Source organism: Bacillus vallismortis (assembly GCF_040784915.1).
Lineage (GTDB): Bacteria > Bacillota > Bacilli > Bacillales > Bacillaceae > Bacillus > Bacillus subtilis_G.
Genome location: NZ_CP160797.1, coordinates 2471400 through 2494739, shown reverse-complemented (window position 1 = coordinate 2494739; position 23340 = coordinate 2471400). Strand labels below are relative to the sequence as shown.

Below are 23340 nucleotides of genomic sequence, written 5' to 3'. Positions count from 1 at the left end.
ACCAAAGAGAAAGTAGGTTAAAGATTATGTTAAACGGCCAAAAAGAATACCGTGTGGAAAAAGACTTCCTTGGGGAAAAACAAATTGAAGCGGATGTTTATTACGGAATTCAGACGCTCCGTGCTTCTGAAAACTTTCCGATTACGGGATACAAGATCCATGAAGAAATGATTAACGCGCTGGCGATCGTAAAAAAAGCTGCGGCTCTTGCCAATATGGACGTGAAACGGCTGTATGAAGGAATTGGCCAAGCTATCGTACAAGCCGCTGGCGAGATTCTGGAAGGCAGATGGCACGATCAGTTTATCGTCGATCCGATTCAGGGCGGTGCCGGAACTTCTATGAATATGAATGCAAATGAGGTGATCGGAAACCGGGCGCTCGAAATTATGGGACATAAAAAGGGCGATTATATCCATTTAAGCCCAAACACACATGTGAATATGTCACAGTCAACCAACGATGTGTTCCCGACTGCTATTCATATTTCCACGTTGAATCTTTTAGAAAAACTGTTGAAAACAATGGAAGATATGCATAGTGTGTTCAAACAAAAAGCACAGGAATTTGATTCTGTTATTAAAATGGGGCGGACACACCTTCAAGATGCTGTTCCGATTCGTCTCGGCCAGGAATTCGAAGCGTACAGCCGCGTTCTGGAGCGTGATATCAAACGAATCAAGCAATCACGCCAGCACCTGTATGAGGTCAACATGGGCGCAACTGCTGTCGGCACAGGCCTGAACGCAGATCCAGAATATATCAAACAGGTAGTGAAGCATCTTGCTGATATTAGCGGGCTTCCTCTTGTCGGCGCTGATCATCTTGTTGATGCCACACAAAATACGGATGCTTATACAGAGGTGTCAGCAGCATTAAAGGTCTGCATGATGAACATGTCTAAGATCGCAAACGATCTTCGCTTAATGGCATCAGGCCCGCGCGCCGGACTTGCGGAAATTTCTCTGCCTGCACGTCAGCCGGGGTCATCCATTATGCCGGGTAAAGTCAATCCGGTTATGGCAGAGCTGATCAACCAAATTGCGTTTCAGGTCATCGGAAACGATAATACAATCTGCCTTGCTTCAGAAGCCGGCCAGCTTGAATTGAACGTGATGGAGCCCGTGCTTGTCTTTAATTTGCTTCAATCCATCAGCATCATGAACAACGGCTTCCGTTCGTTCACTGACAATTGTTTAAAAGGCATCGAGGCCAATGAAAAACGCTTGAAACAGTACGTGGAAAAAAGCGCAGGTGTGATCACTGCAGTCAATCCGCATCTTGGATATGAAGCGGCAGCCCGAATTGCCCGGGAAGCCATTATGACAGGCCAATCAGTCCGTGATCTTTGCCTGCAGCATGATGTGCTGACAGAGGAAGAATTGGATACTATTTTAAACCCGTATGAGATGACAAAACCAGGGATTGCAGGGAAAGAACTATTAGAAAAATAAAATTTGAACAAAATACAGCTTATTCATCTCCGGATAATCGGATGAATAAGCTGTTTACAACATAGGGATGAGGAAGTATAGTATACGTGTATTGCACTATTTATTGAAAGCGTTTTAGCTTTTTACATGAAGGGGGACTTCTTTTGAAGGATGTAAGACTGCCAACATTATTCGAAATAATTATTGTTCTAGGATCATTTTTAGCACTTGTCATGTCGTTTACAGTCTTTTTAGACTTGCCGATACAGCTTGCGCTTTTCATTTCCTGGTTTATCGCAATGATTCTCGGTATCAGACTCGGTTATTCTTATAAAGATATGCAGAATGCCATTCTGTATGGTATATCAAACGGTCTTGAAGCTGTTCTGATTCTTGTTTCAGTAGGAGCACTTATTGGAACATGGATCGCCGGAGGGATCGTACCGACTCTGATTTACTATGGTTTAGAATTTATTCATCCTAGTATCTTTTTACTTGCAACGTTAATTATTTGTTCCATTATGTCTGTAGCAACAGGTACGTCGTGGGGAACAGTCGGGACTGCCGGTATTGCCATGATCGCAATTGGAGAAGGATTAGGCCTTCCGCTTCCTCTTGTAGCGGGCGCTATTCTTTCAGGCGCTTATTTCGGGGACAAGCTGTCACCTCTTTCAGACAGCACAGTTCTCGCATCTTCACTAGCGAAAGTGGACGTCTTAGACCACGTCAGAGCCATGCTCTTTTTATCTGTGCCAGCTTATGTGATTACGGCAATCCTCTTTACAATTACCGGTTTTATGTACGGCGGGAAAAATATTGATCTTGATAAAGTTGAATTTTTGAAATCTTCTTTGCAAAATACGTTTGACATTCATATTTGGATGCTGATCCCGGCTGTTGTCGTCATCGTCTTATTGGCGATGAAAAAGCCGTCAATGCCGGTTATCGTAATTGGCGCTTTGCTTGGCGCTATCTGGGCTGTTGTTTTCCAAGGCATGAATCCAGCGGATGCGATTGCAACTGCCTACAACGGCTTCTCTATTAAAACAGATGTTGAATTCTTGAACGGCCTGTTAAATCGCGGAGGCATCGTCGGAATGCTCGGTTCCCTTGTCGTCATTATCTTTGGTCTCGGATTTGGCGGGCTGCTTGAAAAGCTTGGCGTCTTAAAAGTGATCGTCTCTATGTTTGAAAAGAAATTAACATCACCGGGCAACGTCACTATATCTACGCTGATTGTAGCATTTTTAGCGAACATCTTCGGCTGTGCGATGTATGTATCTCTTATTTTGACACCGAAGATTATGGAAAACAGTTATGATCGATTGAATCTAGACAGAAGGGTGCTATCCCGTAACTCAGAGGTGGGGGGGACATTAACTTCAGGTATGGTCCCTTGGTCTGATAACGGTATTTACATGGCTGGTATTTTAGGGGTTTCTACCTTCGCCTATCTGCCGTTTATGTGGCTCAGTTTTGTTGCAATAGGTCTTGCTATTATCTATGGTTATACAGGAAAATTTATATGGTATACGAAAAACAATACAGCTAAAGCCGAAAAACTAGGCTAATTGGGGAGGATCACTGAATGATAGCGAAACACATGATTCGGACACTGATGATTGAAACGCCTTCGGTTCCCGGAAATCTTGGAAGGGTAGCGACGGCAATCGGCCTTCTGGGCGGGGATATTGGTGAAGTGGAGACAGTAAAAGTCGGACCCAATTACACAATGCGGAATATTACCGTTCAAGTGGAGAATGAAGAACAGCTTCAGGAAGTGATCGCGGCTGTACAGGGCCTGGGAGAAGGGATCAGGCTTCACACCGTATCTGATGAAGTCCTGTCCGCACATGAAGGCGGAAAAATCCAAATGAAAAGCAAAATGCCGATCCGCTCACTGGCAGAGCTCGGGCGTGTCTATACACCAGGTGTTGCAGACGTGTGCAGGCTGATCGAAAAAGACCCCGAAAAAGCTTCTATTTATACAACAATCAGCAATTCTGTCGCGATTGTAACGGATGGAACGGCAATTCTCGGTCTTGGGAATATCGGCTCTGTGGCAGGCATGCCTGTCATGGAAGGAAAGGCTGCTTTGTTTGATCAGCTGGCGGGTATCAGCGGCATACCGATATTGCTTGATACGAGTGATCCTGAAGAGATCATCAAAACAGTAAAACATATTTCACCAGGTTTTAACGGCATCTTGCTTGAGGATATCGGCTCGCCGCATTGCTTCGAAATCGAGGACCGCCTAAAAGAGGAGCTGAACATCCCTGTTATGCACGATGATCAGCACGGTACAGCTGTTGTGACGCTGGCTGCTGCCATCTCGGCATGCAGGAGCGCGGGTGTTGACCTGAAAGAAGCGAAGGTGGGGCAAATCGGTCTGGGCGCAGCAGGCGTGGCTATCTGCCGGATGTTTATGGCCTATGGCGTAAAAGCTGTATACGGAACAGACAAATCTGAGGAAGCGATGAACCGTCTCGAACAATATGGCGGACAGGCAGCTGCCAGCATCGAGGAGCTCATGGAAACATGCGATATTATCATTGCCACAACCGGAGTTCCCGGGTTAATTAAACCAGCATTTGTACGTTCTGGCCAGGTGATTTTGGCTTTATCGAATCCGAAGCCGGAAATTGAGCCGGAGGCCGCGCTGCAGGCTGGCGCCGCATATGCAGCTGACGGGCGTTCTGTTAATAATGTGCTTGGCTTCCCGGGTATTTTCAGAGGGGCGCTCAACGCAAAAAGCAAGGAGATTAATCATGATATGCTTGTCGCTGCAGCAGAGGCCATCGCAGCCTGCACAAAGCAAGGCGATGTGGTTCCTCAGCCGCTTGACTCAAAAGTCCATCATGAGGTAGCAGCTGCGGTCGAGCGAGCAGCTCTTACAGCAGTGAAATAAATGAAGTAAATCAGCACCTGGCATACAAGGTGCTGCTTTTTTTCCATCATGAGTTCATTTTTTTGCTATAATTGCTATGAAAATCAATAAGGGAGTGATTAGCATGGCAAAAAGCCGAGCGAAAAAGAAGCGGGAGCATTTGCTGAGAAACGGCGGACGTGACGTCTTATTATCAAGAGGCAGCACACCATCCTTCAGTACACATGAAAGAATGACGAAAAGCAAAAAAGAGATGTTGAATACAAGAAAGCCCAAGAATCCTTATGATCATATATCAGTTGATGATAAGGGTTTTTTTGTGCCCAAAAAAGCCGCCTAGCATTCTTCTCCTAGCGTTCCTTTTTGAAAAAGGGCATGTTTTTCCGTTTCTTTCATACAATCTATTAAATCAAATCACTAGAGCGGGCGGGAGGAAACGGAATGCGAAAAATTTCTTATAAGGACATCTTTCTCAGACATGTCAAAGATCATCTCTCTCTTTATATATTTGTCTCAGTCCTGTTTTTCATGGGTGTCATTTTTGGGGCGATTATTGTCAACAGCATGACCATCAGCCAGAAAGAAGATTTATATTACTATTTAAGCCAATTTTTCGGACAGCTTTCGGATGGAAAACAGGCAAGTTCATCCGATATGTTTGGGCAAAGTATCTTTCATAATGTAAAATATTTAGGGCTGATGTGGATATTGGGGATTTCCGTCATTGGGATGCCGATTATTTTCATCATGATCTTTCTGAAAGGAATTGTTGTCGGCTTTACTGTCGGATTTCTCGTCAATCAGATGGGAATCAGCGGTTTTTTCTTATCCTTTGTCTCCGTTTTGCCGCAAAATGTACTGCTAATTCCGGCTTATCTCATTATGGGCACATGTGCAATTGCGTTTTCATTAAAGTTAATCAGGCAGCTGTTCGTTAAACGAAGCCTGCATGATGCGCCGATTCAGTGGTTCGGCCAATATGCCCTCGTGCTTCTGGTCATTCTGTTTTTAGCACTGATCTCATCTCTCTTTGAAGCATATTTATCTCCTGTGTTAATGGAAAAGCTTACATTGAGACTTTTTTAAAATGATTATTAAAAGAAAAACATTTTATTTATCAGTTTATAATAATTATAGTTGGAACTCTGCGCGTATTTTGTTATAATGAGTCATGGAATGCGGCGTAGGAGGGAAAGACATGGAAAACCGTATTGATCGAATTAAGAAACAACTGCACTCATCCAGCTACAAACTTACGCCTCAGCGTGAAGCGACAGTAAGAGTGCTGCTTGAAAACGAAGAAGACCATTTAAGCGCAGAAGACGTATACCTCCTCGTAAAAGAGAAATCTCCTGAGATCGGTCTCGCAACAGTATACCGTACGCTTGAATTATTAACTGAATTAAAAGTCGTTGATAAAATTAACTTTGGAGACGGCGTGTCCCGTTACGACCTACGGAAAGAGGGCGCAGCTCACTTTCATCATCACTTGGTGTGTATGGAGTGCGGAGCCGTTGATGAAATTGAAGAAGATTTGCTTGAAGACGTGGAAGAAATCATTGAACGTGATTGGAAATTTAAGATTAAAGATCATAGATTGACGTTTCACGGCATTTGCCACCGCTGTAACGGAACAGAAACTGAATAGACGATGCCGAGCGCGAACCTTTTCTCACGGGGAAAGGGTTTTTTGCTGTTTCTATGTATAAAACCTTTCTGATTTGGCATATGGTTTAAATAACTGGAACCATAGGGAAAGGATCGATTAAGACATGGGAAGATTCCTGAAAACAGCTCTCGATGCATTGAAAGTTTTCATCCTGTTTACCGGTTTTACCGCTCTGTTCTATTATGCTATGATATGGGTGAATCAAGAATATGAAAACTATCATCGGTACGATAAACCGGAAGGCTCCGCTGTAAAAGTTGTTGAAATGGATCAGGATGAAAAAGGCGGATGGTTCGACCGGTTGATCTTTTTTTACCAAAACGGGGAGTAGATCTAGAGTGAAAGATCAAATAAAGGATTTCATCCACTACGTCATGGTAGAGAGAGGGCTTTCACAAAACACGGTGGTATCCTATGAACGGGACCTGAAAAGCTATTCTCTCTATGTAACAGAAACCCTTCATGTTACAGATTGGAATCACGTAACCCGCATACATATTATCCAATATTTAAAGCATTTGAAGGACTCGGGGAAATCCGGCAAGACATCAGCGAGGCATTTGGCATCCATTCGCTCTTTTCACCAATTTCTGCTCAGGGAAAAGGTGACGGACAAGGATCCTTCCGTTCATATCGAAACACAAAAGACCGAACGGGCGCTTCCGAAGGTGCTCGCGCTCAATGAGGTCGAGCGATTATTGGACACGCCTAAACTGACGAGCCCTTTCGGCTATCGGGATAAAGCGATGCTGGAGCTGCTTTATGCGACAGGCATACGAGTCAGTGAAATGATAGAATTGAAAACGGCAGATGTTCATCTATCCATGGGTTTTGTCCGCTGCTTCGGGAAAGGAAGAAAAGAACGGATTGTGCCAATCGGTGAAGCTGCCGCTTCCGCCATTGAGGAATATATGACGAAAGCCAGGGGGAAACTACTGAAAAACAAAGTGTCTGACGCCCTCTTTTTAAATCATCACGGCAAGCAAATCAGCCGTCAGGGGTTTTGGAAAAACCTAAAGAAAATCGCCCTTGAAGCCGGAATCAAAAAAGAGCTGACCCCGCATACACTCAGGCATTCCTTTGCGACGCATCTGCTTGAGAACGGGGCTGATCTTAGAGCGGTGCAGGAAATGCTCGGCCATGCGGATATATCCACGACGCAAATTTATACGCATGTGACGAAAACAAGGCTGAAGGATGTGTACAAGCAGTTTCATCCGCGCGCCTAGCCGCAGGGGGGGCTGCGGCTTTTTTGTTTAGCGCGACAGAAAATATTGAAGTTTCTCATTATTTCTGAATGCATTGTCAACGGGAATGAAAACGGTTTATACTTGAGTTGTCAGACCTCTTAGCGATACAATAGACGTATAGAAAAAAAGGAGGCTTTCAAAGATGCCTGCATACAAATATAATCGTGTGTTTTTAATTGTGATGGACTCAGTCGGAATCGGCGAAGCGCCGGACGCCGCTGACTTTAATGACGAAGGCGCCAATACGCTCGGGCATATTGCCGAGCATATGAATGGATTACATATGCCGAATATGGCAAAACTCGGCCTTGGTCTCATTGGAGATATCAAAGGTGTGGAAAAAACAGAACATCCGCTTGCGTATTATGGAAAAATGCAAGAAGCGTCTAACGGTAAAGATACCATGACCGGCCATTGGGAGATCATGGGCTTGTATATTGATAAACCGTTTAAAGTGTTCCCGGAAGGTTTTCCTGATGAACTGCTTCAGGAGCTGGAAAAGAGATCTGGACGCAAAATTATCGGAAACAAGCCGGCTTCCGGCACAGCGATTTTGGATGAACTTGGCCAAGAACACATGGAGACAGGGGCTTTAATTGTATACACATCTGCTGATTCTGTTCTGCAAATTGCCGCTCACGAAGAGGTTGTGCCGCTTGAGGAGCTGTACCGTATTTGTGAAACGGCGCGAGAGCTGACGCTTGATCCGAAGTATATGGTAGGCCGCATTATCGCACGGCCGTTCGTCGGAGAGCCGGGACAATTCAAACGGACACCAAACCGTCATGACTATGCGCTTAAGCCGTTTGACCGCACTGTCATGAATGAATTGAAAGACAGCGGCTTAGATGTGATCTCAATCGGAAAAATCTCTGATATCTATGACGGAGAAGGCATTACTTCTTCACGGAGAACAGTTTCCAATATGGATGGAATGGACAAGGTGATCGACACGCTGGGAGAAGACTTTACAGGTTTGAGCTTTGCGAACCTTGTTGATTTTGACGCCTTATTCGGGCACCGCCGTGATCCGGAAGGCTACGGACGCGCGCTTGAAGAATTTGATGCGCGGCTTCCGGAAGTATTTGAGAAAATGAAAGAAGACGATTTGTTAATCATTACAGCCGACCACGGCAACGATCCGGTTCATCACGGAACCGACCATACACGCGAGTATGTGCCGATTCTCGCTTACAGCAAAAAACATAAGAACGTGCAAATGCTGCCGCTTGCAGATACATTTGCTGATATCGGCGCGACGATCGCTGATAATTTCCAAGCGAATAAACCGAAATACGGAAAAAGCTTTTTATCTTCATTACAATAGGGGGACTGTTTCTTGAAAGACAGAATCGAACGCGCAGCCGCTTTTATTAAGCAAAAACTGCCGGAATCTCCAAAGATCGGCCTTATTTTAGGATCTGGTCTTGGTATTTTGGCAGACGAAATCGAAAATCCGGTCAAACTGAAATATGAAGACATACCAGAATTCCCGGTATCTACTGTTGAAGGACATGCCGGCCAGCTTGTGCTTGGCACCCTTGAAGGAGTTTCCGTCATTGCGATGCAGGGCCGTTTTCATTTTTATGAAGGCTATTCAATGGAGAAAGTCACTTTCCCTGTACGTGTGATGAAAGCGCTCGGCGTGGAAGCATTGATCGTGACAAACGCCGCTGGCGGCGTCAACACTGAATTCCGTGCGGGAGACTTAATGATCATTACCGATCATATCAATTTTATGGGAACAAATCCGTTAATCGGGCCAAACGAAGCCGATTTCGGCGCCAGATTTCCAGATATGTCTTCAGCCTATGACAAAGATCTATCCGGCTTGGCTGAAAAGGTTGCGAAAAACCTTAACATTCCGATCCAAAAAGGCGTGTATACCGCTGTGACAGGACCTTCTTACGAAACACCGGCAGAAGTCCGTTTCTTAAGAACAATGGGCTCTGACGCAGTCGGCATGTCCACTGTTCCGGAAGTTATTGTGGCTAATCATGCCGGAATGCGTGTCCTTGGCATTTCCTGCATCTCTAACGCGGCAGCCGGAATTCTGGATCAGCCTTTAAGTCATGCTGAAGTAATGGAAGTGACGGAAAAAGTAAAAGCAGGATTCTTGCAGCTCGTAAAAGCAGTTGTCGCTCAATACGAATAAAACAATAGTAAGATCAAAAGACAGCTGTGTCTAATATGACGCAGCTGTCTTTTTTTATGCCCAAAAAAGATACGAAACATTTTCCATCAGTGGCGTATAAAACCATCCCGCTTGGAAAAAATAAAAAAGATTATGAAATGGAGGGCTTTTGAGATGAAACGTCTTTTATCCACTTTGTTGATTGGTATCATGCTGCTTACATTTGCACCGTCTGCATTTGCAAAACAAGACGGAAAAGGCACATCGGAGCTTGCTCATGAAGCGAAGTCTGCGGTGCTGATAGAACGTGACACGGGAAAAGTGCTTTACAACAAGAACAGCAATGAGAGACTGGCTCCCGCAAGCATGACGAAAATTATGACGATGCTTTTAATTATGGAAGCTTTAGATGAAGGCAAAATCAAAATGAATGATAAGGTCCGGACAAGTGAGCATGCGGCTTCAATGGGCGGATCACAAATTTTCCTCGAGCCCGGTGAGGAAATGACTGTCAAAGAAATGCTGAAAGGCATCGCAATCGCTTCGGGAAATGACGCTTCCGTAGCGATGGCTGAATTTATTTCCGGCTCTGAAGAAGAATTTGTAAACAAGATGAACAAAAAAGCAAAAGAGCTGGGCTTGAAAAACACATCTTTTAAAAACCCGACCGGACTGACCGAGGAGGGCCATTACAGCTCTGCTTATGACATGGCAATCATGGCTAAGGAATTATTGAAATACGAATCAATCACGAAATTTACAGGCACGTATGAGGATTACCTGCGGGAAAATACAGATAAAAAGTTTTGGCTCGTCAACACGAATCGGCTTATTAAATTTTACCATGGTGTAGACGGCGTGAAAACGGGCTATACAGGAGAGGCGAAATATTGTCTGACAGCTTCGGCTAAAAAAGGAAACATGCGGGCCATTGCGGTTGTGTTCGGGGCGAGTACACCTAAAGAAAGAAACGCGCAAGTCACAAAGATGCTTGATTTCGCTTTTAGTCAATACGAAACACATCCTTTATATAAACGAAATGAAATAGTAGCAAAAGTAAAGGTCAAAAAAGGAAAACAAACATTTATCGAACTCACTACTTCTGAGCCGATTTCAATATTGACGAAAAAAGGCGAGGATATGAAAAATGTGAAAAAAGAAATCAAAATGAATGACAATGTAAGTGCTCCGATTCAAAAAGGCCAGGAGCTTGGCACACTCGTTCTGAAAAAGGATGGAGAAGTGCTTGCTGAAAGTCCTGTTGCTGCTAAAGAAGATATGAAGAAAGCCGGTTTCTTAACATTCTTGAAGCGGACGATGGGAGACTGGACAAAATTTAAGTAATTATGCCGAATGACCACTAGTTTTGTCACGGTGAAGGAATTTATTCCGTCGAAATCGAAACACTCATTATCCGATCATATCAAGGAGGAATGAGCATGAGCCTTGGAATTGACATGCATGTCAAAGAATCTGTGCTTTGTATTCGATTAACAGGCGAACTCGATCACCATACGGCTGAAACCCTGAAACACAAAGTGACTCAATCACTGGAGAAGGATGATATTTGCCATATCGTACTGAACTTGGAGGACCTTTCCTTTATGGACAGCTCGGGGCTTGGCGTCATTTTAGGAAGATATAAGCAAATTAAGCAAACTGGCGGGGAAATGGTCGTTTGCGCTATCTCTCCTGCGGTGAAGCGGCTGTTTGATATGTCGGGTCTGTTTAAAATTATCAGATTTGAACAATCTGAGCAGAAGGCGCTGCTGACACTGGGGGTGGCATCATGAAAAATGAAATGCATCTTGAATTTTCTGCCCTCAGCCAGAATGAATCGTTCGCTCGTGTGACAGTTGCTTCATTTATTGCCCAGCTAGACCCGACTATGGACGAACTGACCGAAATTAAAACAGTCGTGTCAGAGGCTGTAACGAATGCCATTATCCATGGATATGAAGAGAACTGTGACGGGAAAGTTTACATCTCAGTGACGCTGGAAGATCATGTCGTATATATGACCATTCGTGATGAAGGCATGGGCATTACAGATCTTGACGAAGCCCGCCAGCCTTTATTCACGACTAAGCCTGAACTTGAGCGATCTGGAATGGGCTTTACCATTATGGAAAATTTCATGGATGATGTCAGTATCGATTCCTCGCCTGAGATGGGGACAACGATTCGCTTAACAAAGCACTTATCAAAAAGCAAAGCGCTTTGTAATTAAGGAGATTTGTTATGGATGTGGAGGTTAAGAAAAACGGCAAAAACGCTCAGCTGAAGGACCATGAAGTAAAGGAATTAATCAAACAAAGCCAAAATGGCGACCAGCAGGCAAGAGACCTCCTCATAGAAAAAAACATGCGTCTTGTTTGGTCTGTCGTACAGCGGTTTTTAAACAGAGGATATGAGCCTGATGATCTTTTCCAGATCGGCTGCATTGGGCTGTTAAAATCTGTTGACAAATTTGATTTAACCTATGATGTGCGTTTTTCAACGTATGCAGTTCCGATGATTATCGGTGAAATTCAGCGTTTTATCCGCGATGACGGAACGGTAAAGGTATCAAGGTCATTAAAAGAACTCGGAAACAAAATCCGGCGCGCGAAAGATGAGCTTTCAAAAACACTGGGCAGAGTGCCGACAGTGCAGGAGATCGCCGGGCATCTGGAGATTGAAGCTGAAGATGTCGTACTCGCTCAAGAGGCGGTAAGGGCGCCGTCTTCGATTCACGAAACAGTATATGAGAATGACGGAGATCCAATAACCCTGCTTGATCAAATCGCTGACAACTCTGAAGAAAAGTGGTTTGACAAAATTGCATTGAAAGAAGCAATCAGAGATTTGGAAGAAAGGGAAAAACTAATCGTCTATCTCAGATATTATAAAGACCAAACGCAGTCCGAGGTGGCTGAGCGGCTTGGGATCTCTCAAGTTCAGGTTTCCAGACTTGAAAAGAAAATATTAAAACAGATCAAGGTTCAAATGGACCATCCGGATAGCTAGTCTGCCATGCAGGCTGGCTTTTTTGTGTGTAAAAGCGTGGTAATTTATGGTCTTTTCGAGCGGATGAATGAGAACAAAATCGAACCACATACTACATATATAACCACCGAAAGATGGTGATCAATAATGGAACGACGTATATTTATCCGACTTCGCCACAGGGTGCTGGCCCATCCGGGAGATATCATCACGGTTGGAGATGCAGCGCAAATTGAAGGACAGATTCAGTTGAAAAAGAAACTTTCGGCTATGCCGCTTTATCAGGTGAGCGAAAAAGATAAAAATATCGTAATTCTGGATATCATACAAGTCCTTAAAGCCATTCATTTACAAGATCCGGCACTTGATGTTCAAACAGTTGGCGGAGCAGAAACCATTGTCGAAATTCAATATCGCAAACGGAAAATGTCAACGGTTCTGTTTATCGGTGTCTGGCTGCTTCTGTTTACCGGATCGTGTCTTGCTATCATGAACTTTCATGAGGATGTAAGCATGAGAGATGTTCATATCGCACTATATGAAATCATAACCGGAGAGAGGAATGACTATCCATACTTGCTTCAAATCCCATACAGCATCGGTTTGGGACTGGGGATGATCGTTTTTTTTAACCACATCTTTAAAAAGCGCCTTAATGAAGAGCCCAGTCCGCTGGAGGTTGAGATGTTTAATTATCAGCTTGATCTCGATCACTATGTGTCCATGCATGAGAATCAAGAGACAATAAAGGACCTGCATGATCGTTAGTGCATTGTTCATTATTTTTGTCGGGCTCGGCGGAGGCATCACGGTGGGGGCTGGCTTCGTTGCTTTTTTAACCGTAATGGGAATCATTCCGCGGCTGATGCAGCTCACCAAAACGATGAGATTCGTTCAGGCCTATGAAGCAGCTGTTATACTTGGCGCTGTTTTCGGGGGATGGGAGACGCTTCATATGAACCATCTTTTTTTAACAAAATGGATTGCCGTACCGGTCGGGCTGCTGGCAGGTGTGTTTGTCGGGATGCTCGCAGCTGCCCTTACAGAGGTTTTAAATGTCCTGCCGATTTTAGCAAAACGAATCGGGCTCAGAAGTAAAATTATTATTCTGTTAATGGCCATCGTGATTGGGAAAATCGCGGGGTCTTTATTTCACTGGCTGTATTTTATTGATCATTCATAAGGAGGTTTCAAGATGACAAACATAAAAGAAAACTACAAATCAAAAGTGAAAACATATCAGCCTAAGCCGCCTTACGTCTGGAATTGTGTCAAAGCCTTTCTTGTAGGCGGGCTGATCTGTGCGATCGGACAAGGTCTGCAAAATTTTTTTATTCATTTTTTCGATTTTGATGAAAAAACAGCGGGAAATCCAACGGCGGCAACACTGATATTAATTTCAGCCTTGCTTACCGGGTTTGGCATCTATGACAGAATCGGGCAGTTTGCAGGCGCCGGTTCAGCCGTGCCGGTCACAGGTTTTGCCAACAGCATGGCAAGCGCGGCTCTTGAATATAAAAGCGAAGGGTTCGTGCTCGGAGTAGCGACAAACATGTTTAAACTGGCGGGGAATGTCATCGTTTTCGGTGTTGTGGCTGCGTACATCGTCGGAATGATTCGGTTTGCTTTTGAGAAACTGATGTCATAGGAGGAGAAGAAAAATGAAATTAACAGGAAAGCAAACCTGGGTATTTGAACATCCGTTATTTGTAAACTCGGCAGGAACAGCAGCAGGACCGAAGGAAAAAGACGGACCGCTCGGCTCTTTATATGATAAAACCTATGATGAAATGCACTGTAATCAAAAAAGCTGGGAAATGGCTGAACGTCAGCTGATGGAAGATGCTGTTAATGCAACACTTCAAAAAAATAATTTGACAAAAGATGATATTGATCTATTGCTGGCAGGCGACTTGCTGAATCAAAACGTAACGGCCAACTATGTGGCAAGACACTTAAACATCCCGTTTCTTTGTATGTTTGGCGCCTGTTCAACATCAATGGAAACAGTGGCTGTCGCATCAGCCTTAGTTGACGGCGGATTTGCCAAGAGAGCGCTCGCTGCCACCAGCAGTCATAATGCTACAGCGGAAAGACAGTTTCGCTATCCGACGGAATACGGGGGGCAAAAACCGGACACCGCCACCTCTACTGTGACCGGAAGCGGAGCCGTTGTTATCAGTCAGACACGGGGTGATATCCAAATCACAAGCGCGACTGTCGGAAAGGTCTCTGACTTAGGAATTACAGATCCGTTTGATATGGGATCCGCCATGGCTCCGGCGGCAGCAGATACGATTAAGCAGCACTTTAAAGATCTCAACCGGACAGCGGATGACTATGATCTAATCCTGACAGGTGATCTATCCGGCGTCGGATCTCCTATCGTAAAAGATCTCTTAAAAGAAGATGGCTATCCGGTCGGCACAAAGCATGATGATTGCGGGCTTTTAGTTTATACACCGGATCAGCAGGTCTTTGCCGGAGGGAGCGGATGTGCTTGTTCAGCGCTTGTCACCTACTCTCACATTTTTAAGCAGCTGAGAGAAGGAAAATTAAACCGTGTATTCGTCGTGGCGACTGGAGCGCTGTTAAGCCCGACGATGATCCAGCAAAAAGAAACCATCCCGACCATTGCACACGGGGTTGTATTTGAGCGTGCGGGAGGTGCATCTTAACATGGACTACCTTTTGGCTTTTGTATGCGGCGGGGCCATTTGTATTGTCGGCCAGCTGCTCTTGGATATTTTTAAATTGACGCCAGCCCACGTCATGACATCATTTGTTGTGAGTGGCGCGATTTTAGATGGTTTTGGCATTTACGATAAATTTATTGAATTTGCCGGAGGAGGCGCCACCGTTCCGATCGTCAGCTTTGGCCACAGCCTTCTGCACGGTGCCATGCACCAGGCTCATATACATGGATTTATCGGAATCGGCATGGGGATTTTTGAGCTGACCTCTGCTGGTATCTCAGCCGCCATTCTCTTCGCCTTTATCGTAGCTGTTATTTTCAAACCGAAAGGATAATGCCGACATGACGACAAAACGAAAGGTCATACTGGTAACAGACGGGGATGTATACGCCGCTAAAACAATTGAATACGCCGCAAGCAAAGTGGGAGGGCGATGTATATCACAATCAAAGGGCAATCCCTCCATTCGCAGCGGCGCGGAGCTTGTCAAGTTGATCACCTCAGCACCGTATGATCCCGTATTTGTCATGTTTGACGACTCCGGCCTTCAAGGAGAGGGTCCGGGAGAAGCCGCTCTAACCTATGTCGCCACGCATCCGTCAATTGAAGTGCTCGGTGTGATTGCGGTCGCATCAAAAACACATCAGGCTGAATGGACTAGGGTTGACGTAAGCATTGACCGCAATGGAGAAATAACTGAATACGGTGTAGATAAAGTCGGGGAACGGGAATTTGATGAACACAGAATGAACGGAGATACAGTCTATTGCCTTGATAAACTTGATCTCCCGCTTATTGTCGGTATCGGGGATATTGGCAAAATGGGCAGAAAAGACGATATCTCAAAAGGGTCGCCCATCACCATGAAAGCGGTCGAGTTTATTTTAGAAAGGAGCGGGTATCATGCCGGACCAAAAGAAAGAGAAAACCCGGGTTTATCGGAATCCAGACAAAAATGAAGCATACTTTAAAAACCGTGTCGGGATGGGAACGAGCTACGATGTAGGGGTTCGCAAGCTCACCATTTTAGATAAAGAAATCCAGCTCTACTATTTGAATGGATTATGTGATACGGCCTTTATCATTCATTTAATGAGAGAACTCGTTGCCATTAACAATCGGGATGAGGATCCAGATCATCTGGTCGATATTGTCGAAAACAGGCTTCTTAACGCCCAGGTCGAAAAAGTAAAAACGCTGGATGAAACGACTGACCAGTTGCTGTCGGGATTAGTCGCAGTTATTGTTGAAGACACGGGCTTCGCATTTATTATTGATGTCAGAAGCTATCCGGGCAGAAATCCGGAAGAACCTGATACGGAAAAGGTGGTCAGGGGAGCCAGAGACGGATTTGTTGAAAATATCGTCGTCAATACGGCCCTTCTCAGAAGGCGGATCAGAGACGAACGACTTCGCATTAAGATGACAAAGGTTGGCGAGCGATCAAAAACGGATCTGAGCATTATTTATATTGAAGATATTGCAGATCCGGATCTGGTAGATATTGTGGAAAAAGAACTTGCTGCCATTGATGTCGACGGCTTAACGATGGCTGACAAAACAGTAGAGGAATTCATTATTAAACAAGGCTACAACCCGTATCCGCTCGTCCGTTATACCGAAAGACCCGATGTCGCGGCCAATCATGTGCTTGAAGGCCATGTCGTCATCATGGTTGATACATCGCCGAGTGTGATTATTACACCGACGACAATGTTCCACCATGTCCAGCATGCTGAAGAATACAGGCAGGCGCCTGCAGTCGGTACTTTTTTAAGATGGGTGAGATTTTTCGGTATCATGGCATCCACTATACTTCTCCCAATCTGGTTTCTCTTTGTGCTGCAGCCGGACCTGCTGCCCGAGAATATGAAATTTATCGGTTTAAATAAAGATACGCATATCCCGATCATCCTGCAGATATTCTTAGCTGACTTAGGAATCGAATTTCTCAGAATGGCCGCCATACACACACCGACCGCTTTATCGACAGCAATGGGATTAATTGCTGCTGTGCTGATCGGACAGATTGCCATTGAAGTCGGCCTGTTTTCACCAGAGGTGATTCTATACGTCTCACTTGCAGCGATCGGAACCTTTACGACGCCTAGTTATGAATTGAGTTTGGCAAATAAAATGAGCCGACTTGCCCTCATGATACTCGTCGCCTTATTTCATGTAAAAGGGCTTGTTATCGGTTTTACAGTGCTGATTATTGCCATGGCCAGTATCAAATCCCTGCAAACACCGTACTTATGGCCGCTGATGCCCTTTAACGGCAAGGCGCTGTGGCAGGTACTGGTCCGCACAGCGAAACCAGGCGCAAAAGTAAGACCAAGTATCGTTCACCCAAGAAATCGCTTAAGGCAACCTACCAATTCATAATCGCATTGAAACTGACTGAAGAGTATGATAATGTATGTCTTAATTATGAAGGGACAGTCCATAAAACTGTCCTTTTCACCCATAAGCGAAGAAAGAGGGAATGACATTGTTCTTACATGGCACAAGCAGACAAAATCAACATGGGCATTTAGAAATCGGAGGTGTGGACGCTCTTTATTTAGCGGAAAAATATGGAACACCTCTTTACGTATATGATGTGGCTTTAATACGTGAGCGTGCTAAAAGCTTTAAGCAGGCATTTATGACTGCAGGGCTTAAAGCACAGGTGGCATATGCGAGCAAAGCATTCTCATCAGTTGCAATGATTCAGCTTGCTGAGGAAGAGGGACTTTCTTTAGATGTCGTGTCCGGTGGAGAGCTTTATACAGCTGTTGCAGCGGGCTTCCCTGCAGAACGCATTCACTTTCATGGGAATAACAAGAGCAGGGAAGAACTGCGGATGGCACTTGAGCATCGCATCGGCTGCATTGTGGTGGATAATTTCTATGAAATTTCGCTTTTGGAAGACCTATGTAAAGAAACGGGACACTCCATCGATGTTCTTCTTCGAATCACGCCAGGAGTAGAAGCGCATACGCATGACTACATTACAACTGGCCAGGAAGATTCGAAGTTTGGTTTCGATCTTCATAACGGACAAACTGAACGGGCGATTGAGCAAGTATTACAATCAGAACACATTCAGCTTCTGGGTGTCCATTGCCATATAGGCTCGCAAATTTTTGATACGGCCGGTTTTGTGTTAGCAGCGGAAAAAATCTTCAAAAAACTCGACGAGTGGAGAGAATCATACTCGTTTGTATCCAAGGTGTTGAATCTCGGAGGAGGTTTCGGCATCCGTTATACCGAAGAAGATCAACCGCTTCACGCTACTGAATACGTTGAAAAAATTATCGATGCTGTGAAAGAAAATGCTGCCCGTTACGGTTTTAACATTCCGGAAATTTGGATCGAACCGGGACGTTCTCTCGTGGGAGATGCTGGCACAACCCTTTATACGGTTGGCTCTCAAAAAGAAGTGCCGGGCGTCCGCCAGTATGTGGCTGTAGACGGAGGCATGAACGACAATATTCGTCCTGCACTTTATCAGGCTAAGTATGAAGCAGCGACAGCCAATCGTATCGGAGAAGCGCATGACAATACGGTATCGATTGCCGGAAAGTGCTGTGAAAGCGGTGATATGCTGATTTGGGATATTGATCTGCCAGAAGTAAAAGAAGGCGATCTTCTTGCCGTTTTTTGTACAGGCGCATACGGATACAGCATGGCCAATAATTACAATCGAATCCCGAGACCTGCTGTTGTATTTGTAGAAAATGGAGAGGCCCATTTAGTCGTGAAGCGAGAAACATACGAGGATGTAGTCAAACTTGACCTGCCCTTTAAAACGAGTGTAAAGCAATAAGAAAGGCGCCGAATCTCTCGGCGCCTTTTCTTATTTGAATATAGAAACAATCGCATTCCAGATAGATACGAAGAAATCAATAACTTTCTGGATGAAGTTTTTGCCCTCATCTGATTCTATGAATTTCGTAATCTTATCTTTCGCTTTATCAAGCTGGTCACCGACCTGTCCCCAGTCGATGTCAACATTTTTCATTTTATTGAATAAGGAGACAAGCTGATCTTTTTGGCTGTCTGTAAGTGTGACGTTTAAGTCAGAAGCCGCGTCGTCCACTTGTTTTTCAATGTCAGCCTTATTGTCAGGCACACCGTTTTTAGCAAATTCTTCTTTGATTTTTGCAATCAGTGCAGCCGCATTTTCGTTACCGATTTTGTCTCCAAGCTCTGATGTCGTGACAAGCTCTTGGTTGGCTACTTGCTTCACATCCTCTGAGATCGCTTCATCAGAAGAAACTTCATACGCCTTAATTAATCCGGTTAAAGCCGCAGTCCCGGATACCTCAAACGGTGCTGTCACATACACCTTCGCATCTTTAACACCGGCTGTCATCAGCGCATTTAGGTACATTTCATCTGTAATGCCGCTAATATTATGTGTCTCAACATTCAGTCCAGAGCCTTTTTTGGCGATGGTTATTGACGATGAAGAAATCGCTCTTGATCCGATTTGAGCGTTCGATATATATTTTCCTAAATATTCATGCTCTTCCTTATTGGTCACCGTTACCGTTGTGGCATTATCAGGGACATTCATTTCATTAAGCACTTTTTGTTTATCAGATTCTGACAAATCAGCACCCAGTGTGACAATGACATCTCCAACTGCGGCATCCGCGAGACTGACTTTCGGAACCGTCAGCAGCAAAACGGCCGCTGCCAGCATTCCAATCCATATTTTTTTCAAAGCAGTTTGACCTCCTTCAATTTCACAAGCAGCGGGGTAGAGCTGCTTTGCGAGGACCTGAATCATGATGAAAAGACAGTTCCGTTAGGTAAGACGGAGATAAAGACATTCAGGTTTCATTTTTATTTTTTACTAAAGCCGGGAGATTCGTTTTCCCCCGAAAGGTGTGGTATAATAGCCGCGACAAGGAGAGACAGGCTATAACCTATCATACATAATCTCCTTTGAAAATTAAAATAAAGAAAGTAGGCATACAATTGAAAACAGGTTACTTTTTATTAGAAGACGGCAACAAAATTGAATTTGAACTTTATCCTGAAGCTGCACCGGGCACTGTCGCAAACTTTGAAAAGCTTGCGAACGAAGGCTTCTATGACGGTCTTACATTCCACCGAGTGATTCCGGGCTTCGTCAGCCAAGGAGGCTGCCCGCACGGAACTGGCACAGGCGGTCCAGGATACACAATCAAATGTGAAACAGAAGGAAACCCGCACACTCATGAAGCGGGTTCGCTTTCTATGGCACATGCAGGAAAAGACACTGGCGGCAGCCAATTTTTCATCGTTCATGAGCCACAGCCTCATTTGAACGGGGTTCACACTGTATTTGGTAAAGTAACAAGCGGACTAGAATTCGCGAAAAACATGTCTAACGGCGACGTCATGAAAGAAGTTCGTGTAGAAGGCTAATAGGCAGGCAAAAGGCTTCCTCGTATCGGGGGAAGCTTTTTTATTTGCGAAAAATATACCAATAAAAAACCGCCCGAGTGCTGGAGGCTGTAAAAACAAACAGGCTTGATTAGGTTGAAGTGAAGACATTGCGGCGAGTGTTTCCCCGCCTTTCGCTTCATGATGAAATGTAATTAAAATATTTTGGTCACGTTCTGATCAGTAAATTGATGGTTAATTAGTTTGGCTTACAAAGTTGTTTTCAATAACAATTCCCGTATTCGAGCCGCCGGAACCAGACACAGATTTGGACACAGTTAATGGCCTGATCATAAAAGCGCCGCCTACGTTCACTACGCTGTTTCCGGAAATGTTGTTTATATTGATAGGATAAACAATCACACTATCGAGTCTCCTTTCATATTATTCTATTTTTTATATGTATTAGTGCTAGAGGCGTTAAGCGTAAACTTATTGGTAAAAATAATTAACTTTTATATGATGTCGTGCAAAGGTGCATTGCATCTTGTTTAGCGAGTCATGCGTATTCGCTTCCAATTCAAGCTTGCATACTGGGATTTTTTGTGTGGAGTTATATGTAAAATTAAGAAAACTTTAAAGTTACATCGTTCAAAAAAATGGTATTTTGTAGTAAAATAAATCAAAAACAAACGTAATGTGATGAAAAGGAGTTTGGCGTTATGAACAACAAAGGCTGTATAAAATGCGGAAGCTCTGAAGCAGGCCAAAAAGAAATCGCCACAACCGGCACGGGATTGTCAAAGTTGTTTGACGTGCAGCATAACCGTTTTCTAGTGGTGTACTGCAAGAATTGCGGATATTCAGAGTTTTATAATAAAGAATCCTCAACAGCCGGCAACATATTGGATTTGTTTTTTGGAGGCTGATCCATGTTTTCGAGCTTCAATGATTTTAAACACATCCTGAAAGCCAAACGGGATGCCGGTTATATCACCTGTGAAATAGGCTGCCGTAAACATTCCAGTACCCTTCATGACGTGAATCATTTTGTCAAGTGCTATGGGTATCATGAACTTGGCGATCAATGGAATGCAGTAGATGAACAGACTGCCCGTCACCTCATGACTTATATCCTATCTAAAGATTTAGCATACGAGTTCACTCTTTCATCCAAGTCCATTGCTTCTGAATTATGCGATTATTTTTTTGATTACTTTGCGGATGTGCCTACGTATTATACAAATGCTGATGTTGTTGTTCAGTCCGGTTATGTTGAACTAAGCAGCTGGACTCCAATTTCCCAAGCGACATTTGATGCAGGGCTGGTTGTGGCTGACAAGAAAAAGTTAGGCATGATTTGGGTAGAAGATGAAGATTAATAGAGTATAAAATCATGTCAATGGTCCTGATAGGATTTCTTTTCGATTCGTGATAACATAAATTTGAAGACCGTTGTTTATTGGAGGAAATCAGTTGAAATCAGAAAATGTTTCGAAGAAAAAAACAATGTTAGAATGGGCAAAAGCAATTGTGATTGCTGTCGTTCTCGCTTTGCTCATCCGCCATTTTATTTTTGCGCCGTATGTCGTTGACGGTGACTCTATGTATCCAACACTTCATAACCGGGAAAGAGTCTTTGTCAACATGACAATCAAGTACATCGGTGAGTTTGATAGAGGAGACATCGTCGTATTAAACGGGGATGATGTCCACTATGTCAAGCGGATTATCGGCCTGCCTGGAGATACGGTTGAAATGAAGAACGACCAGCTTTATATCAATGGGAAAAAGGTGGCCGAGCCTTATTTGGCAGCTAATAAAAAGAGAGCAAAACAGGACAATTATGACCATCTGACCGATGATTTCGGCCCGGTGAAAGTGCCTGATGACAAGTATTTTGTGATGGGGGATAATCGGCGGAACTCAATGGACAGCCGAAACGGGCTTGGCCTCTTCACAAAAAAACAAATTGCCGGCACGTCAAAGTTTGTTTTCTTCCCATTTAACGAAATGCGTAAAACAAATTAGGATCGAGCAGCTTCCGAACAGGGGCTGCTTTTTTTATTTCTTTTTTATATTCATCCCCCAAAACCAGAACATAAATTCGTATAACTATAGAAAAGAAATTGCAGAAAGGTGAAACATATTCTCGTTATGCATCGTTATATTAATAATTTACGAGAAATGACGGTTTTTTATTCATGAAAAAGTGGAATAACTCATATGAATGAATAGATTCATATCGGCTGGAGGTTTAAAAATGGGAAGAATAAAAACCAAGATTACCATTCTGTTAGTGCTTTTGCTTCTACTTGCAGGCGGTTATATGTACATAAATGGCGTTGAGCTGAAGGATGTTCCGACAGCAATTGGACAAACCTTGTCCTCGGAAGAAGAGGAATACACCATTCAGGAATATAAAGTGACGGAAATTGACGGCTCTGAATATCATGGAGAAGCCGAAAACGGTACGAAAATCATCTTCAATGGAAAGAAATTAAATCAGGATTTGTCTGATATAGAAGAAGGCGACAAGATTAAGGCATACTTCAGCAAATCAAAGCGGATCGACGGATTAATTAAAGTTGCCAAAGTGAATGATTAACAAAACATCACCTTTCGGATTGAAGGGTGATGTTTTGTTTTCTCAAATTGTAAGTTTATTTCATTGCGTACTTTAAGAAGGATCGCTATAATAGCCAATAAGGACAAATGAATAAAGATTGTATCCTTCGGGGCAGGGTGGAAATCCCGACCGGCGGTAGTAAAGCGAATGCGCTTTAGAGCCCGTGACCCGTGTGCATCAGCGCGCGGTGGATTCAGTTTAAGCTGAAGCCGACAGTGAGAGTCTGGATGGGAGAAGGATGATGAGCCGCTATGCAAATGGTTCAAAAATGCATAGTGTTATTTCTTATTGCG

General features: G+C 44.0%; 28 protein-coding genes, 2 pseudogenes and 1 riboswitch. Of the genes and pseudogenes, 27 read left to right on the top strand and 3 right to left on the bottom strand.

Going from position 1 to position 23340, the window contains the following annotated elements; all coding sequences use genetic code 11:
* The first annotated feature begins 26 nt into the window (after nt 1-26).
* From aspA to lysA, 22 genes are all read left to right on the top strand, one after another.
* Nucleotides 27-1454 carry an aspartate ammonia-lyase gene (aspA, locus tag ABZM97_RS12080; RefSeq protein ID WP_087990612.1) on the top strand — a complete coding sequence of 476 codons (1428 nt, stop codon included), beginning with the start codon at nt 27-29 and terminating at the stop codon, nt 1452-1454.
* A 143-nt stretch (nt 1455-1597) separates the two neighbouring features.
* Nucleotides 1598-3004, top strand: coding sequence for a malate-H+/Na+-lactate antiporter MleN (gene mleN, locus ABZM97_RS12075; RefSeq protein WP_087990611.1), 1407 nt, complete (start codon nt 1598-1600; stop codon nt 3002-3004).
* 17 nt (nt 3005-3021) lie between these two features.
* Nucleotides 3022-4341, top strand: a complete 1320-nt coding sequence (locus ABZM97_RS12070; RefSeq protein WP_087990610.1) for an NAD-dependent malic enzyme — start codon at nt 3022-3024, stop codon at nt 4339-4341.
* 103 nt (nt 4342-4444) lie between these two features.
* Nucleotides 4445-4660 carry a hypothetical protein gene (locus ABZM97_RS12065; RefSeq protein WP_087990609.1) on the top strand — a complete coding sequence of 72 codons (216 nt, stop codon included), beginning with the start codon at nt 4445-4447 and terminating at the stop codon, nt 4658-4660.
* Nucleotides 4661-4761: 101 nt separating this feature from the next.
* The gene (gene spoIIM, locus ABZM97_RS12060; protein ID WP_202327315.1) at nt 4762-5406 is read left to right on the top strand and encodes a stage II sporulation protein M; all 645 of its coding nucleotides are present in this window, start codon (nt 4762-4764) and stop codon (nt 5404-5406) included.
* A gap of 112 nt (nt 5407-5518) precedes the next feature.
* Nucleotides 5519-5968: a ferric iron uptake transcriptional regulator gene (fur, locus tag ABZM97_RS12055; RefSeq protein ID WP_010328189.1), complete on the top strand. Its 450-nt coding sequence runs from the start codon at nt 5519-5521 to the stop codon at nt 5966-5968.
* Between the two features lie 124 nt (nt 5969-6092).
* Nucleotides 6093-6320: a YqzK family protein gene (locus ABZM97_RS12050; protein WP_003223970.1), complete on the top strand. Its 228-nt coding sequence runs from the start codon at nt 6093-6095 to the stop codon at nt 6318-6320.
* Between the two features lie 7 nt (nt 6321-6327).
* Nucleotides 6328-7218 (top strand): site-specific tyrosine recombinase XerD, encoded by an 891-nt coding sequence (gene xerD, locus ABZM97_RS12045; protein WP_087990607.1) that lies wholly within the window; start codon nt 6328-6330, stop codon nt 7216-7218.
* A 163-nt stretch (nt 7219-7381) separates the two neighbouring features.
* Nucleotides 7382-8566: a phosphopentomutase gene (gene deoB, locus ABZM97_RS12040; protein ID WP_202327317.1), complete on the top strand. Its 1185-nt coding sequence runs from the start codon at nt 7382-7384 to the stop codon at nt 8564-8566.
* A gap of 12 nt (nt 8567-8578) precedes the next feature.
* Nucleotides 8579-9394 carry a purine-nucleoside phosphorylase gene (locus ABZM97_RS12035; RefSeq protein ID WP_087990605.1) on the top strand — a complete coding sequence of 272 codons (816 nt, stop codon included), beginning with the start codon at nt 8579-8581 and terminating at the stop codon, nt 9392-9394.
* A gap of 153 nt (nt 9395-9547) precedes the next feature.
* Nucleotides 9548-10717, top strand: a complete 1170-nt coding sequence (dacF, locus tag ABZM97_RS12030) for a D-alanyl-D-alanine carboxypeptidase DacF (RefSeq protein ID WP_202327324.1) — start codon at nt 9548-9550, stop codon at nt 10715-10717.
* Between the two features lie 95 nt (nt 10718-10812).
* On the top strand, nt 10813-11166 hold the full coding sequence (gene spoIIAA / locus ABZM97_RS12025) for an anti-sigma F factor antagonist (RefSeq protein WP_087990603.1): 354 nt from the start codon (nt 10813-10815) through the stop codon (nt 11164-11166).
* Entirely contained in the window at nt 11163-11603 is a 441-nt protein-coding gene (spoIIAB, locus tag ABZM97_RS12020; protein WP_087990602.1) for an anti-sigma F factor, read from the top strand. Before spoIIAA ends, spoIIAB begins: the two co-directional genes overlap by 4 nt.
* A gap of 11 nt (nt 11604-11614) precedes the next feature.
* Nucleotides 11615-12382 (top strand): RNA polymerase sporulation sigma factor SigF, encoded by a 768-nt coding sequence (gene sigF / locus ABZM97_RS12015; RefSeq protein WP_087990601.1) that lies wholly within the window; start codon nt 11615-11617, stop codon nt 12380-12382.
* A 126-nt stretch (nt 12383-12508) separates the two neighbouring features.
* The gene (spoVAA, locus tag ABZM97_RS12010) at nt 12509-13129 is read left to right on the top strand and encodes a stage V sporulation protein SpoVAA (RefSeq protein ID WP_087990600.1); all 621 of its coding nucleotides are present in this window, start codon (nt 12509-12511) and stop codon (nt 13127-13129) included.
* Entirely contained in the window at nt 13119-13544 is a 426-nt protein-coding gene (gene spoVAB / locus ABZM97_RS12005) for a stage V sporulation protein SpoVAB (RefSeq protein WP_087990599.1), read from the top strand. Before spoVAA ends, spoVAB begins: the two co-directional genes overlap by 11 nt.
* Nucleotides 13545-13556: 12 nt before the next feature.
* A complete protein-coding gene (gene spoVAC, locus ABZM97_RS12000) occupies nt 13557-14009 on the top strand; it encodes a stage V sporulation protein AC (RefSeq protein WP_202327333.1) in 453 nt (150 codons plus the stop codon).
* Nucleotides 14010-14022: 13 nt separating this feature from the next.
* A complete protein-coding gene (gene spoVAD / locus ABZM97_RS11995; RefSeq protein ID WP_087990598.1) occupies nt 14023-15039 on the top strand; it encodes a stage V sporulation protein AD in 1017 nt (338 codons plus the stop codon).
* A 1-nt stretch (nt 15040) separates the two neighbouring features.
* Complete coding sequence (gene spoVAE, locus ABZM97_RS11990; protein ID WP_087990597.1) at nt 15041-15391, top strand: stage V sporulation protein AE; 351 nt, start codon at nt 15041-15043, stop codon at nt 15389-15391.
* 7 nt (nt 15392-15398) lie between these two features.
* Nucleotides 15399-16016 (top strand): stage V sporulation protein SpoVABEA, encoded by a 618-nt coding sequence (gene spoVAEA, locus ABZM97_RS11985; RefSeq protein ID WP_087990596.1) that lies wholly within the window; start codon nt 15399-15401, stop codon nt 16014-16016.
* Entirely contained in the window at nt 15961-17442 is a 1482-nt protein-coding gene (locus ABZM97_RS11980; RefSeq protein ID WP_087990595.1) for a spore germination protein, read from the top strand. The genes spoVAEA and ABZM97_RS11980 overlap by 56 nt, the downstream gene beginning before the upstream one ends.
* Before the next feature lie 106 nt (nt 17443-17548).
* Nucleotides 17549-18868, top strand: a complete 1320-nt coding sequence (gene lysA / locus ABZM97_RS11975) for a diaminopimelate decarboxylase (protein WP_202327723.1) — start codon at nt 17549-17551, stop codon at nt 18866-18868.
* A gap of 30 nt (nt 18869-18898) precedes the next feature.
* Here the strand turns inward: lysA and ABZM97_RS11970 are convergent, their stop codons facing one another.
* Nucleotides 18899-19771 (bottom strand): DUF1002 domain-containing protein, encoded by an 873-nt coding sequence (locus ABZM97_RS11970; RefSeq protein WP_087990593.1) that lies wholly within the window; start codon nt 19769-19771, stop codon nt 18899-18901.
* Between the two features lie 257 nt (nt 19772-20028).
* Between ABZM97_RS11970 and ABZM97_RS11965 the strand changes: the two genes are divergently transcribed.
* Nucleotides 20029-20460, top strand: coding sequence for a peptidylprolyl isomerase (locus tag ABZM97_RS11965; protein WP_087990809.1), 432 nt, complete (start codon nt 20029-20031; stop codon nt 20458-20460).
* 173 nt (nt 20461-20633) lie between these two features.
* On the opposite strand, the pseudogene ABZM97_RS11960 reads toward ABZM97_RS11965, so the two are convergent.
* Nucleotides 20634-20841: pseudogene (locus tag ABZM97_RS11960) on the bottom strand (spore germination protein).
* 299 nt (nt 20842-21140) lie between these two features.
* On the opposite strand from ABZM97_RS11960, the gene ABZM97_RS11955 reads away from it, so the two are divergent.
* Nucleotides 21141-21347 carry a zinc ribbon domain-containing protein gene (locus tag ABZM97_RS11955; RefSeq protein ID WP_087990592.1) on the top strand — a complete coding sequence of 69 codons (207 nt, stop codon included), beginning with the start codon at nt 21141-21143 and terminating at the stop codon, nt 21345-21347.
* Here the strand turns inward: ABZM97_RS11955 and ABZM97_RS11950 are convergent.
* A pseudogene (locus ABZM97_RS11950) lies at nt 21290-21527 on the bottom strand (hypothetical protein). The gene ABZM97_RS11955 and the pseudogene ABZM97_RS11950 sit on opposite strands and share 58 nt — an antisense overlap.
* A gap of 15 nt (nt 21528-21542) precedes the next feature.
* Between ABZM97_RS11950 and ABZM97_RS11945 the strand changes: the two are divergent.
* The 3 genes from ABZM97_RS11945 (at nt 21543) to ABZM97_RS11935 (ending at nt 23026) form a co-directional block, all read left to right on the top strand.
* Entirely contained in the window at nt 21543-21800 is a 258-nt protein-coding gene (locus ABZM97_RS11945; RefSeq protein WP_202327334.1) for a hypothetical protein, read from the top strand.
* Nucleotides 21801-21894: 94 nt separating this feature from the next.
* Nucleotides 21895-22449 carry a signal peptidase I sipS gene (gene sipS / locus ABZM97_RS11940; protein ID WP_202327336.1) on the top strand — a complete coding sequence of 185 codons (555 nt, stop codon included), beginning with the start codon at nt 21895-21897 and terminating at the stop codon, nt 22447-22449.
* Between the two features lie 232 nt (nt 22450-22681).
* Complete coding sequence (locus tag ABZM97_RS11935; RefSeq protein WP_087990589.1) at nt 22682-23026, top strand: hypothetical protein; 345 nt, start codon at nt 22682-22684, stop codon at nt 23024-23026.
* A gap of 119 nt (nt 23027-23145) precedes the next feature.
* Nucleotides 23146-23290, top strand: a riboswitch (FMN riboswitch).
* The last annotated feature ends 50 nt before the right edge of the window (nt 23291-23340 follow it).

Excerpts from the sequence above, each read along its gene's own strand:
- aspA (WP_087990612.1), top strand. The coding sequence starts at position 27 with ATGTTAAACGGCCAAAAAGAATACCGTGTGGAAAAAGACTTCCTTGGG.
- ABZM97_RS12070 (WP_087990610.1), top strand. The coding sequence starts at position 3,022 with ATGATAGCGAAACACATGATTCGGACACTGATGATTGAAACGCCTTCG.
- ABZM97_RS12065 (WP_087990609.1), top strand. The coding sequence starts at position 4,445 with ATGGCAAAAAGCCGAGCGAAAAAGAAGCGGGAGCATTTGCTGAGAAAC.
- spoIIM (WP_202327315.1), top strand. The coding sequence starts at position 4,762 with ATGCGAAAAATTTCTTATAAGGACATCTTTCTCAGACATGTCAAAGAT.
- fur (WP_010328189.1), top strand. The coding sequence starts at position 5,519 with ATGGAAAACCGTATTGATCGAATTAAGAAACAACTGCACTCATCCAGC.
- ABZM97_RS12050 (WP_003223970.1), top strand. The coding sequence starts at position 6,093 with ATGGGAAGATTCCTGAAAACAGCTCTCGATGCATTGAAAGTTTTCATC.
- deoB (WP_202327317.1), top strand. The coding sequence starts at position 7,382 with ATGCCTGCATACAAATATAATCGTGTGTTTTTAATTGTGATGGACTCA.
- dacF (WP_202327324.1), top strand. The coding sequence starts at position 9,548 with ATGAAACGTCTTTTATCCACTTTGTTGATTGGTATCATGCTGCTTACA.
- spoIIAA (WP_087990603.1), top strand. The coding sequence starts at position 10,813 with ATGAGCCTTGGAATTGACATGCATGTCAAAGAATCTGTGCTTTGTATT.
- spoIIAB (WP_087990602.1), top strand. The coding sequence starts at position 11,163 with ATGAAAAATGAAATGCATCTTGAATTTTCTGCCCTCAGCCAGAATGAA.
- sigF (WP_087990601.1), top strand. The coding sequence starts at position 11,615 with ATGGATGTGGAGGTTAAGAAAAACGGCAAAAACGCTCAGCTGAAGGAC.
- spoVAA (WP_087990600.1), top strand. The coding sequence starts at position 12,509 with ATGGAACGACGTATATTTATCCGACTTCGCCACAGGGTGCTGGCCCAT.
- spoVAB (WP_087990599.1), top strand. The coding sequence starts at position 13,119 with ATGATCGTTAGTGCATTGTTCATTATTTTTGTCGGGCTCGGCGGAGGC.
- spoVAC (WP_202327333.1), top strand. The coding sequence starts at position 13,557 with ATGACAAACATAAAAGAAAACTACAAATCAAAAGTGAAAACATATCAG.
- spoVAD (WP_087990598.1), top strand. The coding sequence starts at position 14,023 with ATGAAATTAACAGGAAAGCAAACCTGGGTATTTGAACATCCGTTATTT.
- spoVAE (WP_087990597.1), top strand. The coding sequence starts at position 15,041 with ATGGACTACCTTTTGGCTTTTGTATGCGGCGGGGCCATTTGTATTGTC.
- spoVAEA (WP_087990596.1), top strand. The coding sequence starts at position 15,399 with ATGACGACAAAACGAAAGGTCATACTGGTAACAGACGGGGATGTATAC.
- ABZM97_RS11980 (WP_087990595.1), top strand. The coding sequence starts at position 15,961 with ATGCCGGACCAAAAGAAAGAGAAAACCCGGGTTTATCGGAATCCAGAC.
- ABZM97_RS11955 (WP_087990592.1), top strand. The coding sequence starts at position 21,141 with ATGAACAACAAAGGCTGTATAAAATGCGGAAGCTCTGAAGCAGGCCAA.
- ABZM97_RS11945 (WP_202327334.1), top strand. The coding sequence starts at position 21,543 with ATGACTTATATCCTATCTAAAGATTTAGCATACGAGTTCACTCTTTCA.
- ABZM97_RS11935 (WP_087990589.1), top strand. The coding sequence starts at position 22,682 with ATGGGAAGAATAAAAACCAAGATTACCATTCTGTTAGTGCTTTTGCTT.